The sequence below is a fragment of the Propionibacterium acidifaciens DSM 21887 genome (genome assembly GCF_000426605.1).
Taxonomy (GTDB): domain Bacteria; phylum Actinomycetota; class Actinomycetes; order Propionibacteriales; family Propionibacteriaceae; genus Propionibacterium; species Propionibacterium acidifaciens.
In genome coordinates this window covers 1-16,091 of record NZ_AUFR01000027.1, presented here as the reverse complement: position 1 = coordinate 16,091, position 16,091 = coordinate 1, and the positions used below count along the sequence as shown (strand labels likewise).

At 72.1% G+C, this 16,091-nt stretch carries 15 protein-coding genes, 1 tRNA gene, 2 rRNA genes and 1 pseudogene; 5 read left to right on the top strand and 14 right to left on the bottom strand.

The features are described 5' to 3' along the window. Positions 1 to 59: 59 nt before the first annotated feature. A complete protein-coding gene (locus tag K336_RS0109540) occupies positions 60 to 437 on the bottom strand; it encodes a hypothetical protein (RefSeq protein ID WP_123825933.1) in 378 nt (125 codons plus the stop codon). Beyond that, positions 434 to 1,807, bottom strand: coding sequence for a UTP--glucose-1-phosphate uridylyltransferase (locus K336_RS0109535; RefSeq protein ID WP_021796895.1), 1,374 nt, complete (start codon positions 1,805 to 1,807; stop codon positions 434 to 436). Before K336_RS0109535 ends, K336_RS0109540 begins: the two co-directional genes overlap by 4 nt. 364 nt (positions 1,808 to 2,171) lie before the next feature. Between K336_RS0109535 and K336_RS0109530 the strand changes: the two genes are divergently transcribed. Next, a tRNA-Arg gene (locus tag K336_RS0109530) sits at positions 2,172 to 2,244 on the top strand. A 99-nt stretch (positions 2,245 to 2,343) separates the two neighbouring features. Here the strand turns inward: K336_RS0109530 and trxA are convergent. After that, positions 2,344 to 2,703, bottom strand: a complete 360-nt coding sequence (trxA, locus tag K336_RS0109525; RefSeq protein WP_021796898.1) for a thioredoxin — start codon at positions 2,701 to 2,703, stop codon at positions 2,344 to 2,346. Positions 2,704 to 2,806: 103 nt separating this feature from the next. After that, positions 2,807 to 3,493 (bottom strand): metal-dependent transcriptional regulator, encoded by a 687-nt coding sequence (locus tag K336_RS0109520; protein ID WP_028706901.1) that lies wholly within the window; start codon positions 3,491 to 3,493, stop codon positions 2,807 to 2,809. A gap of 295 nt (positions 3,494 to 3,788) precedes the next feature. On the opposite strand from K336_RS0109520, the gene serC reads away from it, so the two are divergent. Continuing rightward, on the top strand, positions 3,789 to 4,913 hold the full coding sequence (serC, locus tag K336_RS0109515; protein WP_021798786.1) for a phosphoserine transaminase: 1,125 nt from the start codon (positions 3,789 to 3,791) through the stop codon (positions 4,911 to 4,913). 21 nt (positions 4,914 to 4,934) lie between these two features. Here serC and K336_RS0109510 read toward each other — a convergent pair whose 3' ends face one another. The 4 genes from K336_RS0109510 to K336_RS0109495 all read right to left on the bottom strand — a co-directional run bounded on the left by K336_RS0109510 (position 4,935) and on the right by K336_RS0109495 (position 8,192). Next, positions 4,935 to 5,282: a hypothetical protein gene (locus K336_RS0109510; RefSeq protein WP_021798783.1), complete on the bottom strand. Its 348-nt coding sequence runs from the start codon at positions 5,280 to 5,282 to the stop codon at positions 4,935 to 4,937. Positions 5,283 to 5,375: 93 nt separating this feature from the next. Next, complete coding sequence (locus tag K336_RS0109505) at positions 5,376 to 6,794, bottom strand: NCS2 family permease (protein ID WP_081660749.1); 1,419 nt, start codon at positions 6,792 to 6,794, stop codon at positions 5,376 to 5,378. 229 nt (positions 6,795 to 7,023) lie between these two features. Next, positions 7,024 to 7,806 carry a DUF3027 domain-containing protein gene (locus tag K336_RS0109500; protein ID WP_028706898.1) on the bottom strand — a complete coding sequence of 261 codons (783 nt, stop codon included), beginning with the start codon at positions 7,804 to 7,806 and terminating at the stop codon, positions 7,024 to 7,026. Then, positions 7,806 to 8,192: a cold-shock protein gene (locus K336_RS0109495; protein WP_028706897.1), complete on the bottom strand. Its 387-nt coding sequence runs from the start codon at positions 8,190 to 8,192 to the stop codon at positions 7,806 to 7,808. The genes K336_RS0109500 and K336_RS0109495 overlap by 1 nt, the downstream gene beginning before the upstream one ends. A 176-nt stretch (positions 8,193 to 8,368) precedes the next feature. On the opposite strand from K336_RS0109495, the gene K336_RS0109490 reads away from it, so the two are divergent. Continuing rightward, on the top strand, positions 8,369 to 9,424 hold the full coding sequence (locus K336_RS0109490; RefSeq protein WP_028706896.1) for a hypothetical protein: 1,056 nt from the start codon (positions 8,369 to 8,371) through the stop codon (positions 9,422 to 9,424). Between the two features lie 198 nt (positions 9,425 to 9,622). Here K336_RS0109490 and K336_RS15740 read toward each other — a convergent pair whose 3' ends face one another. Together K336_RS15740 and K336_RS17105 are read right to left on the bottom strand one after the other, a co-directional pair. Further along, complete coding sequence (locus tag K336_RS15740) at positions 9,623 to 11,011, bottom strand: ATP-binding cassette domain-containing protein (RefSeq protein WP_081660742.1); 1,389 nt, start codon at positions 11,009 to 11,011, stop codon at positions 9,623 to 9,625. Then, a complete protein-coding gene (locus K336_RS17105) occupies positions 10,897 to 11,409 on the bottom strand; it encodes an FHA domain-containing protein (protein ID WP_051245602.1) in 513 nt (170 codons plus the stop codon). Before K336_RS17105 ends, K336_RS15740 begins: the two co-directional genes overlap by 115 nt. A 176-nt stretch (positions 11,410 to 11,585) precedes the next feature. Between K336_RS17105 and K336_RS17100 the strand changes: the two genes are divergently transcribed. Together K336_RS17100 and K336_RS17805 are read left to right on the top strand one after the other, a co-directional pair. Further along, on the top strand, positions 11,586 to 13,331 hold the full coding sequence (locus K336_RS17100) for a serine/threonine-protein kinase (protein WP_051245600.1): 1,746 nt from the start codon (positions 11,586 to 11,588) through the stop codon (positions 13,329 to 13,331). 420 nt (positions 13,332 to 13,751) lie between these two features. Continuing rightward, a pseudogene (locus K336_RS17805) lies at positions 13,752 to 13,898 on the top strand (hypothetical protein); the annotation flags it as partial. Positions 13,899 to 13,925: 27 nt separating this feature from the next. Here the strand turns inward: K336_RS17805 and K336_RS0109465 are convergent. The 4 genes from K336_RS0109465 to K336_RS0109450 all read right to left on the bottom strand — a co-directional run. Then, entirely contained in the window at positions 13,926 to 14,501 is a 576-nt protein-coding gene (locus tag K336_RS0109465) for an NUDIX hydrolase (protein WP_028706894.1), read from the bottom strand. Positions 14,502 to 14,859: 358 nt separating this feature from the next. Continuing rightward, the gene (locus K336_RS18630) at positions 14,860 to 15,111 is read right to left on the bottom strand and encodes a hypothetical protein (protein ID WP_162142593.1); all 252 of its coding nucleotides are present in this window, start codon (positions 15,109 to 15,111) and stop codon (positions 14,860 to 14,862) included. A gap of 456 nt (positions 15,112 to 15,567) precedes the next feature. Then, positions 15,568 to 15,684: ribosomal RNA gene (rrf, locus tag K336_RS0109455) — 5S ribosomal RNA — on the bottom strand. A 158-nt stretch (positions 15,685 to 15,842) separates the two neighbouring features. Beyond that, a 23S ribosomal RNA gene (locus K336_RS0109450) occupies positions 15,843 to 16,091 on the bottom strand; the annotation flags it as partial.

Genomic DNA, 16,091 nt, shown 5'->3' with positions numbered 1-16,091 from the left:
TCGGGGCCCGAACCCTCGCGCCTCATGGCCGAGCGGAGTCGCGGAACGACCTCCGGCGCTCAGCCGACCGAGCCGTGATGCGGCGGCCGCTCGGCCATGAGGCGCAGGTCTTCACGGTCGAGCGGGCGGGAATGGTCCCGCACGCCGGCCTCGACCGCGTCGAGGGCCAGCAGCGCCTCGCACCGGCCGACCCAGGCGTGCAGCTGGGCGGGGCCGATCCCCGCCCGGATGTCGTCGGACACGGCCAGGGGCCAGCGTCCGCCCTCGGCGCGGCAGGCATCGCGGAAGGCGCGCAGCCGCCCGGCCGTCCAGCCGGCCTCGTGCAGGCGCGAGACGAGCTCATCGGGCGTGTCGGCGCCGCGGGCCATGGCGCGTGCGGCATCAGCGCCGCCCAGGGCGTGGGCGGCGGCGATCACGAGCCGGGGAACCGCGCTCATCGCGCCCGCAGCACCGCCCCGTCAGGAACGGTGCCCCCCTCGGCGCCGAGCACGACGTCGCCGACCACCCGGACGTCGGAGCCGAAGCTCCAGTCGCCGGTGACCGTCAGCGAGTTCGCCTCGCGCAGGTGCACCGGGTGGGGGACGCGCCGGTCGAACTCGTCCACGAAGGTGTACGCGGGGCCGAGGTCGATGCCGGGGATGCGCCCCACCCGCGCCCTGAGCACGCCGTCGTCGCCGATCTCGTAGACGTCCGAGCGCAGCAGGAGCAGCTCGTTGGTCTTCTTGACCGGCACGAAGCGGTCCCGGCCGACCTTGAGGACCCTGGCGTCGTCGAACAGCTCGATGGCCGCGCCCATGGCGCTCTCCACCTGGATGACGGCGGGGCTCCCGGGGTCGGTCGGGTCGACGGTCTTGGTGTTGCGGATGAGCGGCAGGCCGAGGACCCCTCCGGTCTCGTCGAGCTTGGCCCTGAGGGCCTCGAGGTTCCACCACAGGTTGTTGGTGTTGAAGTAGCGGTGCACCGTCTCGTCGGTGAAGAACCGCATGTCCGCCTCGGCGGTCTGCGCGGTGTCGCGCAGGATGAGCCGGCCGTCGACCCTGCGGACGGCCAGGTGGCCGCCCTTGCGATCGTTGGGCGTGCGTTCGCAGACCTCGGAGCACCAGGGGGCGCCGGTGGCGGCGAACCAGCCGGCAATCCTCGCATCGGGGATCGCACCGAGATTGTCGGAGTTGGAGACCGTGGCGTAGCGGTAGCCCGCCGCGAGCAACCGGTCGAGCAGACCGCTGTCATGGAGGGACGCGTAGATGTCGCCGTGCCCCGGCGGGCACCATTCGAGCGAGGGGTCCGCGGGCCATTCGACCGGCGTGAGATCGCTCGCCAGGAGCTTGGGCTCCTTGCTCTGCAGGAAGTCGAGCGGCAGGCCGTCGACGGGGAGCCCGGGGTGCTTCGCCAGGGCGGCGAGGGTGTCCTCGTGGGTGTTGAAGGAGTCCATGAGCAGCAGCGGCAGGCGCGCACCGTACCTGCGGCGCGCCGACAGCGCCTGTCGGACGAGGATGTCGAGGAATGTGCTGCCGTCGCGCACCTCGAGGAGGGACTTGGCCCGGGCCAGACCCATCGAGGTGCCGAGCCCGCCGTTCAGCTTGATGAAGACGGTCCTGTCGAGGGCCTCACGGGCCTGCTGCTCGTCGACGCCGATGTCGTCGAGGGCCGGGACCTCGCCGACCGGCCGGATGGAATCCTCGCTGATCAGGCCGGTGGCGCCCGAGGCGACCCGCTCGTAGTAGTGACTGAACACGTCGATGGCCGTGGGGCCGACGCCTGCGTCGGTCATCTTCCGCCTGGCCTGCTGAAGTCCCTGCTCGCTCATGCCCTCAGCCTAGCCAGAGCCGGACCGTCGTGCTCATGGCCCCGCTGGTGGACGCCCGGGCCGGGACCGGCGAACGGGAGGGGGGAACGAGGGGCGGAAGAAGACGACGCCTGCTGAGGAGCCGAAGCCGTCTGCCCACCCCCAGGAGACCTACAACAGCAAGGCGCCGCCTTCATCAGCGATGATATGACCGGCTGGGCGCAAGACAAGGAGCTGAGAGAAATCCTCAGGAAGTGTTTATGAAAAGCGGTTCCCCCGCGATGCCCCCCTCCGGCCCCTCCGGGGCGCGCCGCCGTCCGGCCCGCCGGGCGGCACCGGGATCCTTTTGTCCCGCCCCGGTCAGTGCGGCTAGGCTGAATGATGAGGCCCCGTAGCTCAGGGGATAGAGCAGCGGTTTCCTAAACCGCGTGTCGAAGGTTCGAATCCTTTCGGGGCCGCCGAAGCGGAGCGCAGACGCGCCCCGAAACCAACCACCCACGACGTCCCGCGGACGTCCCTCACCGGACGTCCGCGGGACGCATGCACGGGGTCGGGGCTCAGGCCTGCCCGGAGGTCTTCTCCTGACCCTCCTGGCCCTCGTACTCGCGGACCTGCGCGATGAGGCCGTCGAGCTGAGAGGCGTTGAGGGCACCGGCGTTGCGGTACAGCAGTTTGCCGTTCTTGAAGGCCATGAGGGTGGGGATGGCCTGGATCTGGAGCTGCGCCGCCAGCTCCTGCGCCGCCTCGGTGTCGACCTTGCCGAAGACGATGTCCTCGTTCTTGTCGCTGGCCGCCTCGAAGATCGGGCCGAAACGCTTGCAGGGGCCGCACCAGTCGGCCCAGAAGTCCACGAGCACGATGCTGTTGCCGGTCACGGTGCTCTCGAAGGTGGCCTCGCTCAGTGCGGTGGTGGCCATGGTCGTCCTTTCCACGAAGAGGCGCCTCGCTTCCGCCGAGGCGCTGACGCCTGTAGAACATGCCCGGTCACCGGGGTATTCCCGTCGGGCGTCCGGGCCCCGGTCAGTGGCGGGCCCTGACGCGCAACGAGCCCGTGTACTCGGCGGGGACGCGCACCGAGTGCCGGCCGTCCTCGCCGGTGAGCACGAGGTCCTCGCCCTGCGCAGTGAGGGTCACGACCGAGCCGGGGCGGATCAGGGAGGCGTCGAGCTCGGCCATGAAGCACGGATCGGTCTGCGGGTGCTCGTCGACCATGACGAAGACGACCTCGTCCAATCCGGCGGCCGCGGCGGTCCTCAGCTCCTGGCCGTGGTCGGCGAGGCGGTGCACCTTGCGGGCGTTCGCCGCGGGGATCGGGGTGCCGTACGGGCTGGTCTCGGGGTTGCCGAGGTACACGGCCATGCGTTCGGCGGCGGCGTCGCTCATGACGTGCTCCCAGCGGCAGGCCTCCTCGTGGGCGAGCGCGTAGTCGAGTCCGAGCACGTCGACGAGGAAGCACTCCGCCAGTCGGTGGTGGCGCATGACGTCGCGCGCCTCCTCGAAGCCGGCCCTGGTGAGCTCGATGGTGCGTTCCTCGGTCAGCCTCATGAGGCCGTAGCGCTCCATCCTCGCGACGGTCTGGGAGACCGTGGGACCGGCCTGGTGGAGCCGGTCGACGATGCGTGCGCGCCTCGGCTCGATGTCGGCCTCCTCCAGTTCGAAGACGGTGCGCAGATACATCTGGGAGGTGTCGATCAGCTCGCCGCTCATTCCATGCCCCTCGTTTCCTCACTTCGCGGTTCTCACAGGTTAACCGGCGGGGACCGGTGGTTGTTCCCCGCAGGATCAGTCTCGCCTTGAGCGAGCGCTCCGCGCCAGCACCCGGCGCCGATGGGCGGGTCGTCTCCTCCCCCCTGCGCGCCCTCGCCGCCCCTGCGGGCCCGCGGTCGGCACTGCGCCGGCAGACGCGGAGGAGCCGGGCGGGCTGCCGCTCCGGGCCCGTGGTGGACGGCACGGGCCCGGGACCGGCCCGGCGCTCCGCGGGCGAGGTGGAAGAATCGGGGGGGTGAGCGAACTCGTGATTCCCGCCGAGCTTCTTCCCGAGGACGGCCGTTTCGGCTCCGGCCCGGCCAAGGTGCGCCCCGAGGCCCTCGCCGCCCTGGCGTCCAGCCCGTTGATGGGCACGTCCCACCGAAGGCCGGGCGTGCGCGGTGTCGTGGCCCGGATCCGTGAGCGCCTCGCCGAGCTCTACCGGATGCCCGACGGCTACCAGGTGATCCTCGGCAACGGCGGCGCGACGAGTTTCTGGGACCTGGCCTGCGTGAGCCTCATCGAGCGCCGCTCCTCGCACGCCTCGTACGGCTCCTTCAGCAGGAAGTTCGCCTCCGCGGCCTCGCGCACGCCGTGGTTGAGACCGCCCCTCGTCACCGAGGCCCCCTTCGGCCAGGGCTGCCTCCCGGCCGTCGAGGACGGGATCGACGTCTACGCCTGGGCCCAGAACGAGACCTCCACCGGCGTGGCCATGCCCGTCGGGCGTCCGGCCGGCGCCGCCGACGACGCCCTCGTGCTCATCGATGCGACGAGCGCGGCCGGCGGCATCGACGCGGACCTGACCCAGGCGGACGCCCTGTACTTCTCGCCGCAGAAGAACCTCGGCTCCGACGGCGGCCTGTGGTTGTCCTTCTGCTCCCCGGCGGCGCTGGAGCGCTCGGCCCGACTCACCGCGGGCCATGACGGCCGCTGGGTGCCCGACACGCTCAACCTGACGCTGGCCGCCGCGAACGCGGCGAAGGACCAGACGCTCAACACGCCGGCCCTGGCCACGCTGATCCTGCTCGACGAGCAGCTCGGCTGGATGCTCGAGCACGGCGGCATGGGCTTCGTCACCGCGCGCACCGCCGACTCCTCGCGGCGCATCTACGAGTGGGCACAGGCCTGCCCGTGCGCCCGCCCGTTCGTCGCCGATCCGGCGCTGCGCTCCCCCGTCGTCGTGACCGTCGTCTTCGACGGGACGGTCGACGCGCCGCTGCTGTGCCGCACGCTGCGCGCCAACGGCATCCTCGACATCGAGCCCTACCGGGCGCTGGGCACCGACCAGATGCGCGTCGGGGTCTTCGCCTCCGTCGATCCCGACGACGTGAGCCGACTCCTCGGCTGCATCGACTGGGTGCTCGAGCGCATCGTCGACTGAGACCGGCCCGCCCGGACGCGGTCAGCCCAGGCGGTTGTCCCGGGCCGAGCGACGGTAGACGAGGACGGCCGCGGCGAGCGCGACGACGAAGCCGAGGACGAGGGCGGCGACCGTCTTCTTGCGGCTGAGCGAGCCGCTCGACACGGTGGACTCGGCCGTCCTGCCGGCCTGCTGGGGCGTCGTGGAGGCCTGCTGCGCGGTCGTGCCCGTCGCGGTGGCGGTCGCCGTGGCGTGGGGCGTCGGCTGGGCCGGTACGGGCTGGGCCGCCGCGGGGACCGGCGCCAGCAGACCGACCGCGAGCACCGCGCCCGCGAGGACCGTCCTCACCCGACGGGCGCCCGAGGTTCCTGCGCTGTCCTGCGTGTCCACGTCGGCAACTTTATGCGCTGGACGCGCCGGGAGCCCGCAGACCCTCCGGGGCGGACCCGGACCGGGCCCCGAGCCGCGGCGCGGAAGGGCTGCTCAGGCGGCCCCCGAGATCGCCCTGTTGATGACGTCCGAGGCGAAGTAGACGACGAACAGCGCGCCGACCACCCACATGAGCGGGTGGACGTGGCGGGCCTTTCCGTGGAAGATCTTCAGCGCGATGAAGACGACGAAGCCGGCGCCGATGCCCACCGAGATCGAGTAGCTGAAGGGCATGAGCACGATCGTGATGAAGGCCGGGATCGCGTCGACCAGGTGATGCCAGTCGATCTCGCCGACCTGCTGCATCATGAGGAAGCCGACGACCACGAGCACCGGCGCGACGGCCTCGGAGGGCACCATGTTGGTCAGCGGCGACAGGAAGATCGCCAGCAGGAAGAGGACGCCGGTGACGATCGAGGCGACGCCGGTGCGGGCACCCTCCGCGACGCCCGCGGTGGACTCGATGTAGGAGGTGCTGGACGAGGTGGAGCCCAGGCCGCCGAGCAGGGCGGCCAGGGAGTCGGCGAGCAGGATGCCGCGCAGGTGCGGGGGCTCGCCCCTCTCGTCGAGGATGCCGCCCTCGGCGCCCACGGCCACGACGGTGCCGAGGGTGTCGAAGAAGTCGGCGAGCAGCAGCGAGAAGATCATCATGACGGCGCCCAGGACGCTGGCGAGGGTGAACCGTCCGTCGGCGGCGGCGAAGGCGCCGACCAGGTCGACGCGGCCGAGGAGCCCCAGGTCGGGGACGGTGAAGGCGGAGACGCCGGGCCAGGCCGGAACGTTGAGGGCCCAGCCCGCGGGATTGGTGGTGCCATCGTCGAGGGTCGCCGGGATCCTGGCGACCGCTTGGACGAGCACGCCGATGAGGGCCGTCGCGATGATGGCGATGAGCATGGCGCCGCGCGTCGAGCGCACGTACAGGAACAGCAGGATGAGCAGGCCGATGACGAAGACGAGCTGCGGGGTCGTGCCGAGCGAGCCGTCCAGGCCGAGCTGGACCGGGGTGCCCGAGCCGGGCGTGACGATGTGGGCGTCGACGAGGCCGACGAAGGTGATGAACAGGCCGATGCCCACCGAGATGGCCACGCGCAGCTCCCGCGGGACGGCGCGGAAGACCGCCTCCCGGAAACCGGTCAGCACGAGCAGGGTGATGATGATGCCCTCGATGACGATCATGCCCATCGTGCGCGGCCAGGTGGAGTTCGGGGCGATGACGTAGGCGCACATGGCGTTGAGGCCGAGGCCGGTGGCCAGGCCGATCGGGAACCGCCCGATGACGCCCATGAGGAGGGTGCTCACGCCGGCGACGAGCGCGGTCGCGGCGGCGACCATGGCCATCGAGTGGTTGACCGCCGCCTGGTCGACGATGCCGGCCGCGGCGTCGGTGTACTTGGGGGCCCCCGAGACCAGGTTGCCCCTCGAGTCGGCTGCGGTGCCGATGACCACGGGGTTGAGCGCGAGGATGTAGGCCATGGTGAAGAAGGTCACCATGCCGCCGCGCAGCTCCTGCCCGATGGACGAGCCGCGCGCGGAGATCTGGAACCAGCGCTCCACGGCGGAGGGGTTCTTCAGGGTCTTCTCAGGGGACAACGACGTCATGGCCGCCATGGTAACGGGGGTCCCGGGGCCGCCTCCGCGAGCGCCCGCGGACGCCGCCGCCCCGGCTCGTCCGGCCGACCGGCGCGTTCGGCCGACCGGTGGTTCAGTCGAAGAGCGCCCAGTCGATGCCGATCGTGTCGTAGACGGGCTCGGGCAGGTCGACGCCGCGCTGGTCGGCGACGACGTTCGAGTGGCCGCCGCAGCCGTGGTCGACGCTCACGACCGCGGCGTCGCGCGGGGAGTGCTCGTTGGTGCACACCCCGAAGAGCGTGCCGAGCGAGCCGGAGATGCGCTGGAAGTAGGCGCACTCGGCGCACTGGCCGGGGGCGTGCCGCGTCGAGGCGTTGTCGGGGCCGGCCTCGCCCGCGAGCCAGCGCTCCGCGGTCCGGGAGCGGCCCTCGTGGGAGAGGACGCGTTCGCGACCAAGGCCCAGGTCGGTGGCGATGGCGCGGACGGCGCTCCACTCGGCGGGGTCGTCGTCCTCGGTCATCTCGCCGCCGGTGAAGCCCGGCTCGAGGCGGGGATCATTGTCCGGTGTGGGCAGCAGGGTGCCGGGGGTGACGTCGCCGGGACGGATGCGGTCGGCCCACGGCACCCACTCGGCGGCCAGGAGCGCGTCGGCGCCGGGCACGAGGACGACCTCGTCGACGGTCGCCGTGCGGGCCCGCGGGGCGCGTGTGAGCGTGACGGCCCAGCGCCACCCGCGGTAGCCGTGGTGGGGGCACGCGAAGTGGTGGGTGAGGAGGCGCTCGCCCTCGGGCTCGCAGCCGAGGTACTCCCCCACGCCGAAGTCGCCGGCCTGGCGCTCAGCGGCGGCGTGCGCAACCTCGACGGCCGCGGTGAGCACCGTGTCGGTCTTGGGGGCGGTCGTTCGTGCAGCAGGCATTACTTCTCCAGCTCGTCCGCCACCCCGCGCAGCATGGTCGCGATCTTGGTGGCCTGACTCGGATTGGGATGGCGGCCGCGACGGTATCCGTTCGACAGGCCGTCGAGCAGCTTGATGAGGTCCTCCATCATGACGGCCAAGTCCTCGGGCCGGCGGCGGGAGGCCTTGGACAGCGACGGGGGCGGGTCGATCAGCGCGATGGACAGCGCCTGCTCCCCGCGGCGGCCCTCGATGACGCCGAACTCGACGCGCTGGCCCCTCTTGACGACGGTGACGCCGGCCGGGAGGGCGTTGGAGCGGAAGTAGACCTCGCCGTCGCCGTCATCCTTCGTGATGAACCCGAAGCCCTTCTCGGAGTCGAAGAAACGCACCTTGCCGCTCGGCATCTCCTCACCTCATCTTCCTTCCAGGACGCCAGGCCCGGTGGCCGCCCGGCGCTCGCGCGGGCGCGCGGGACATCTTCAAGATTATCGAGAGGAGCAACCCCCACACCCCGCCCCGGGCCGAGGGGCGGCGCGGGCGTCCCGGCCCGGCCGTGTCGCGGGCCCGTAGAATCGCTGGCATGGCAGGGCAACGCATCTTCGACACTCTCACGCTGGACGGTGCTCCCCGTGAGGCGCCCGCCGCGTTCGCGCAGCCGAAGGCCGAGCCGCTCACGGAGCCCGCCCACGAGCCCGGGGTCGAGGTGAGCGGCGTCGTCGTCCACCCCGACGAGATCCGGCCCCCGGCCGTGCCGGGGCCCGCCCTCGAGTCACTGGCCCCCGCCGAGCAGGCCCCGCGCGATCCCCGGGAGCCCTTCGAGAGCCCGTCGATGCTCACCGGCCCGCGGTCGCGCGAGCACGATCCGCACGACCCGTTCGAGTTCCCCGACGACCCGGTGTCGTCGTCCCCGACCACCGAGTTCGCCCCGCCGGACGCCTCCAGCCTCGTCGTGCCGACGGCGGCGGGGCCCGGGACCGCCGCTGCCGGCCAGGGGGCCCCGAGCGGCCGGGGAACCCTGGACGGCGCACCGCCCAGGGGCTCCGCGCACCTGCTCATCCTGTCCGACGACGGATCGGCCGTGCCGTGCACCGCGGGGAGTCTGCTGCGCAGCACCGGCATCGCCGTACTGGTCTGCCTCGCCATCGGTTTCATCATCCGGCCCGCCGCGGCCGCGGCGCTCATCCTGGCGTGGATCCTGTCGACGACCCGCTCGCGCAGCCGCATGGCGCGATTCATCGGCATCGTCATCATGCTCGGCTTCGCGGCCTCCACCGTGTGGCTCGTGCTGTCCGACGGCCTCACGTTCCTGGACACGTTCGACTCGCTCGCGCGCTGGCTCTGCCTGGGTCTGGTGCTCGCCTGCCCGTGGATCACCCGCTCCGACCTGAAGCGGTGCGGACGCCTCGTCTCACCGGAGCAGGCCGCGGCCCTGCGGGCGGCCGGCGGCACGAGCAGCGCCCCGCAGGGACCGGGCGCGCAGCAGCCGCAGTGGCCGGCCGCACCGGCGCCCGGGCCGGTGGCGCCCGTCGCGCCGTCCCCGGGCACGATGCCGCCCCGGGGCGCCGTGCCGCCGAACGCCCAGGGCCCCCTGCCGCCGTACCCCGGAGGCCCCGGCGGCAGGGGGCCGACCTGGTGAGCGGGCCCCGCTCGCCGGCGGACGACACCAGTGGTCCCCGCAGCAGGCGCTCGAGCGCCTGCTGCGGGCGCGCCCCGACCTGGCCTGCCCGCCCCCTCTCCACCTCGCCGAACGGGTCTGCTCGCACGCCTCGACCTCGCGCGCCCCTCGAGGGCCTCGACGCCTGGACCTGTGCGTCGCCCGGACGATGGCGGCCCGTCAGGGCGGCGACGAGACGCCGACCGCCGGGCTCGCCGACTCCCCCGGTCTGACGGGCCGCGACGACGAGATCGCCGACGCCGTCACGCGCCTGACCGAGCTGGCACCCGCCTGGGGCGAACCGCCGGCCCTCACCTCGGCCACCCGCGCCGTCCTCGGCCCCCTGCCCCGATCCTGGTCGAGATGATCAGGCGGGCCCCAGCCTCGGCCCCCACCCGTGCGGGATGCCCCGCGTCGGCCGCGCCGCTGCGGCGGGGGCCGGCCGATGTCGGGCGTCTGGGGGAGGCTGAGCGGGCGCGCCCGGGTGGAGTCGGCGGTAGCGCTCGGCGTGCCGGTCCGGGGTGTCCGACAGCGACTGGAAGACCTCCGCGTAGCGCTCGGCGCCGAAGTAGCCGAGCACCCCGGCAGTAGCCGAGCACCCCGGCGGGGCGGGCCGAGGTAGGCGGCCCGGCCGCCGGGCGCCAGGATGAGCACCTCGTCGCACAGGTCGAGGTTGTCGGTGCTGCGGGTGACGACGAGCACCGCGCGCCCGCCGTCGGTCTGGGTGCGCAGCAGCTCCATGACGGACTTGTCCATGCCCGGGTCGAGCCCCGAGGTGGGCTCGTCGAGCAGCAGCGGCTCGGGCCGGGTGAGCGGTTCGAGGGCCACCGAGACGCATTTGCGCTGGCCGCCCGAGATACGGCTGATGAGCGTGTCGGCGTTCTCGGTCGGCCCGAGGTCGCCGATGACGCGGTCGACCTCGTGCTCGCGGACCTGCGCGTCGTAGTCGGCCGGCAGGCGCAGCTGCGCCGCGTAGCGCAGGGCCCTGCGGACGGTGAGCCGACGGTGCACGACATCGTCCTGGGGGACGACGCCGATGCGCTGGCGCAGGCTGGCGAAGTTCTCGTAGAGCTCGATGCCGCGGTAGACGACGCGGCCACTCGTGGCCGGTCGGGAGCCGGTGATGGCGCGCAGCAGCGTCGACTCACCGGCGCCTGACGGGCCGATGACGACCACGAGCGATCCCGACCGGACCCGGAAGCTCACCCGGTCGAGCAGGGTCTTGCGCTGCCCGTGGTCCTTGATGACGAAGCTCAGCTCGTCGGCGCTGAGCGCGGTGTGGGCGGGCTCGGTGGCGACGATGCGACCCCCGCTGATGACCAGCGTGGTGCGGCCGATGCCGAGCCGGTCGCCGTCGCGGAAGACGCTGCCGCCGGGGGCGGGCCGGCCGTTGATCCGGACGCCGTTGAGGCCGGAGAGGTCCTCGATGCGGTAGCCCTGCCGGGGTCCGCCGGTCAGGCGCGCATGGTGCCGGGAGACGAGCGGGTCGTCCAAGACGATGGCGTTCGAGGGGGCACGGCCGATGGTGATCGTCCGGCCCTGCACCGCCCGTTCGGCGACGACGAGCACGGTCTCGCCGGTGTGCCCGGCTCCGGTCGCGCCGGCGCGGTGGCCAGCGGGGTGATCGAGGACCGCGGAGCGCCCCCGGCGGTGCGCGTGACGGTGAGGGCCGGACCGTCGGGGGCGCCGAGGGTGAGCACGGCGCCGTCGCCGACGACGAACTCGTCGAGCCGCCGGCCGTCGACGAAGCTGCCGTTGGCGCTGCCCAGATCGCGGATCGTGACCGCGCCGGAGCGGTCCGCACCGATCTGCACGTGCCGCCGGGAGGCGGGCGGGCTGTTCACGACGATGTCGCAGCCGGGGTCGCGCCCGATTCTGATGGTCGAGCCCGCGACGAGCGGGTGGCGGACAGGCCCCGCGACGACGACGGCGACCGGCCCGTCGACCTGCGTCGCGGGTCCGCTCATCCCTGCCGCTCCTTCGCCTGGTGGTCATCCAGACCTTCACCCTGTCATCCCCGAGTCGCTCTACCCGTACTATGTCAGGGGCGCGGCAGGGCGCCCGCCTGCAAGGTCCGCGCTCCGCGGGCACCCGCTCCCGGCGGCCCGCCCGCGCGAAGAGTCCACCCACACGAAGAGGAACCGTGACGACGCACAGCCCCGACGAGCACCTGGGCAGCCGCTACACGCTGGTTTCCCACATCAACGACGGCGCGATGGGTGAGGTCTGGCGGGTCGAGGACGCGCAGGGCCGCCTCCACGCGGCGAAGATCCTGCGCCCGGGCATCAGCGACAACGCCGAGATGGTCAAGCGCTTCGTCTCCGAACGGAACCTGCTGCTGAGCGTGCACCATCCCAACGTCGTGGGGGTGCACGACCTGGTCGTCGAAGGCGACACCCTCGCGATCATCATGGACCTCGTCGAGGGCCGCGACCTGCGTCAGATCCTCAGGGCCTCGGGCACCCTCACCCAGTCGGACGCGGCCCTCGTGTGCGCCGAGCTGGCCGACGGGCTGCAGGCCATCAACGAGCAGCACATCGTCCACCGCGACATGAAGCCCGCCAATGTGCTCGTCGACGAGACCGGTAGCGAGCTCGTCCCCCGCATCACGGACTTCGGCGTCTCGCGCCTCGCCGAACCCGGACCGGGCGCCGTCAACCCGACGCTCGTCGCCGGCACGCCGCACTACATGGCCCCCGAGCTCCTCATGAACCAGACGCCGACGCCGGCCAGCGATCTCTACTCGCTCGGCATCATGCTCTACGAGCTGGTCACCGGCGTCACGCCCTTCGCCGACCGCGCCCCGGCCGCGGCGATGCAGGCCCAACTGAGCCTCGACCCCGGTCGTCCCGCCGGCCTGGACGACCGTGTCTGGGACGTCCTGGTCTGGCTGACCCGCAAGGAGCCCTTCCGTCGGCCGGCCAGCGCCGCCCGGGCCGCGCAGGCGCTCCGCGAGGCGAGCGACCAGACGCTGGTGCTGCCCGTGCTCGAGCCGCTGCGGACTCCTCCGCCGGCCGTCCCGGTCGACGTCCCGAACGCCATCGTCCTGGCCCCCGGGCGGGCCGCGACGATGCTCGACGGCGGAACCGCCCCGGGCTCCTCCGGCTGGGGATCCACCTCGGGCTGGGCCCCCGGCACAGCGGCCGGGGCGTCCGGCCAGTGGACCGGCGCCGGGGCCCCGTCCTGGCCCGGCGGCGGCGCGAACGGCCTGAGCGCGATCGGCTTCCCGGGCGCCCGGCAGGTCCCCCGCCCCGGCCCCCTCCAGGGTCCTCCGCAGCCGGCGCCGCCGACCCGCCGCAGGGGCGACATCACGACGGCGATCATCATCGTCCTGGCCGCGCTGCTCGTCGCCGCGGTCGTCCTCGGCATCGTCCGGGGGCACGGGGACTCCTCCGACGCGGCGCCCTCGTCGGTCCCGGCCAGCTCCGCGAGCCAGACACCCACGCCGACCCCCACGCCCACCGTTGACGAGCGCACCCAGGCCCTCGACAATCTGAACGACGCGCGCAGTCGCAGCATGCAGAACCTCGTGCTCAACGGACGCTGGGTGCTCCAGCTCGACAGCAAGTACGAGGGCGTCTACGACCCGCAGCAGACGACGGCGAACGGCTCGCACAGCTTCGGGCTCCCGGACATCTACCAGCACTACCAGGATCTCGCGAGCTACGCGGGCAGCAAGGGCCTGCACAACATCCTGCTGCTCAAGGCCACCGATTTCGGAACCCAGGTCGCCCTGCCCGCCGACACCTGGGTGACGCTCGCGGACCCGGGCGGCATCGACAGCTACGAGGCCGGACTGGCCGTCTGCTCGACGCTCTACCCGACGCTGTCCGGTGACGACCTGCTCAACAGCTGCATGCCGCGCCAGCTCTCCCAGCCGCACTCCTGAGCCCGTCCGGCGGCCCGCGGGCCGCGCCGTCCGCCCCCGACGGGCAGACGTCCGGGAGGCGCGGCGGATCGCGGAGGCTCCCCCTCGCCCGATGACCGTCCCGGCACCGCCCGGCTCGCGCCCGCCCTCACAGGCACCCGTCGGCATCGGCAGGGGCGGGCCAGCCGGCACGAGGGGGAACGGATGCCCCGATCGCGCGGGACGTCCGGCGGACGGGCTCGACGGAGGGACGGATACTGGCCCCTGTACTGGTGGCCCCTGGGGCCCGCGCGCGGCTGCGGGCGGACGGTCCTCGCCGGCCGGCACGGGATCGGCTCCGGAGGCCCCGCGCGGGGCCTCCGGTGGAGGAGTGGTGCGACATGACGATCGTCTCAAGCAGGCGCTGCTCGTCCTCGGATGGCCGGCCGAGGCGACGCGCAGGACGGCACGGCGCACTTCTGCACGGTCGTGGCCCGGGACACGGTGGACGCCGACTTCGCGCAGCACCGCCAGCGCTTCCTCACCGAGCAGGGTTACGCCTACCGGATCATCGACGCCGCGGAGGCGCCGCTGGAGGGCCGGCGCTGAGCGCCTCCGCCGCGGCATGTCCGTCCCTCAGCGCAGGCCGAGGAAGGCCCGCTGCTCGGCGGTGAGCGGGATCGTCGACTCCTCGACGCTGCCCAGGTCGAGGAAGTCGCCCCGCCCGGCGTCCCAGAGCTCGAGGATCCGGCTGGGCCAGACGGTGCTGGCGGCGACCTCCTCGCGGGTCATCCACGCCGTGTGGAGCAGCGTCCGGCGCTCCTCGTCGGTGTAACCGGAGGTGTCCACCGTGAAGCGCTCGGTGCGGACGACGAAGAACTCCTCGGTCTGCACGAGCACCTGGTCGGTGTAGCCGTGGTGGGTGAGGCGACGGGCGACGGGGCCGATGAGATCGGCCTCCGTCACGACGAGGCCCGTCTCCTCGCGCAGTTCGCGCACGCCGGCCGCGACGAAGCTCTCACCGGGGTCCAGGCCACCGCCGGGGGTGACCCACCAGTGCACGCCGGGAAGGCCCGGGTCGGTGTCCTGCTCCAGGAGCACCCGGTCGTCTGCCAGGACGATGACCCTGGCGCCCCTGCGCCGGCGGATCACCCGCTCGCCGGGCTCGACGGTGACGAGGGGACGGCGCTCGAGATCATCATCGACGTGCATGGCCCTCAGGCTAGCCCCTGCGGCGCAGCGTCACGGCGCGCGCCCGGTGGTGGTTCGGTGTGGGGCGTCGGGTTCCTGCGGGAGCGCCGAGTCACCGGCTTCGGCGGGGACGTCCTCACCTGTCTTGGGCGGTTCGGGAATCTTCGACAGGGCCTGGCGTCACACCTGCCCGTTCTTGATGCATCGGTAACGACGAATCCTGACCACCAGCGTGGTGGACTGTCACTCTGACGGCTCGTGGACCGGGCGGGCGGGTACCGTCCCGCGGAAGCCCTCCGCACCCGCACCTGCGGCACCGCCGGCCATCGGTCAAGACCCCGGTATCCCCACACACCAACTCGCCTACTGTCACAGCCTCTTACTTGAAGATGCTTCCGGGTGCGGCCCCGAACCCGCCCTTCTTGATTCTCCATGTGCTGCCGCAGTCTTGGCAGATGCCCATGGTCGTGTTCACGGTTTTGGTCTTGTTCGTACCTCTCGATTTTTTCCAGAGAAGGTTGGACATGCCGAACGTTGCTACAGCGGTGGTCGTCCTGGCGGCGTTGTTCATGTGCCCGCCGAAACCGACGCCCTTCTTGTTCGTTTGCTGTCCCTGTTCAACGAGTTGCACTTGACAGTTCCCGCTACCGCAGTTGGGGCATTGCATGATACGCTCCTCTCACCCATCAAGTCGGCGAAACATACCGACCCGTTGGAGCGCTTTGTTTCATTGAAGCACTTCTCATCGGCCATGTCCAGCAGACATGCCGGTCCGGGCCCTCAACGTTCCGGGGTCGTGACCACGGACGCGCACCACCCGTCCCGTCCGGAATGGCGTCACACGTGCCCATCCACGCCTAGGACCCGCACGCCGTCTAAAAACAGGTTCTTCGTCGTCGGTCAGAACTCGTCTGCCCTCGGCTGGGACCGCGTGGTGGTGGGTTTTCGTATCATACCCGGGTGTCCGTTGTCTGGTGCCGGTGTACCGTTGTCTGGTGTGCTGGTGTGGTTGTTGAATGGTTGTCCCCCCGCAGGGGGTGGGGGGCCCTTGGTGGGGTTCCCGGCCCCCTGCGGGGGATGGTGTGTGGTCCGGCGGTCTCCTACTCTCCCACACGCTCCCGCGTGCAGTACCATCGGCGCTGGAAGGCTTAACTTCCGGGTTCGGTATGGGACCGGGTGTTTCCCTTCCGCCATGGCCACCGGCACAGCATCTGACACTTGACGGCCCCCGGGCCTCCCCCCCCCCTCTTCCTTTTCTGGGGGGTCGGGTTCCGGGGTTTCCTGTTCGTGTGTCCAGAACAACACAGTGGACGCGAGCACCAGCAGTCACGGGCCCACCCCCTCTTCGTGGGGCGGGGTGCGTGTGGCAAGCCTCTCGGCCGTTTGGGATCGGTCAGCTCCACGCCTCGCGGCGCTTCCACGTCCGACCCATCAACCCGGTGGTCTGCCGGGGGCCTTACCAGCACGGGGCTGGGGAATCCTCATCTTGAAGCGTGCTTCCCGCTTAGATGCTTTCAGCGGTTATCACTTCCCAACGTGGCCAACCAGCCATGCTCCTGGAGGAACAACTGGCACACCAGAGGTTGGTCCGTCCCGGTCCTCTCGTACTGA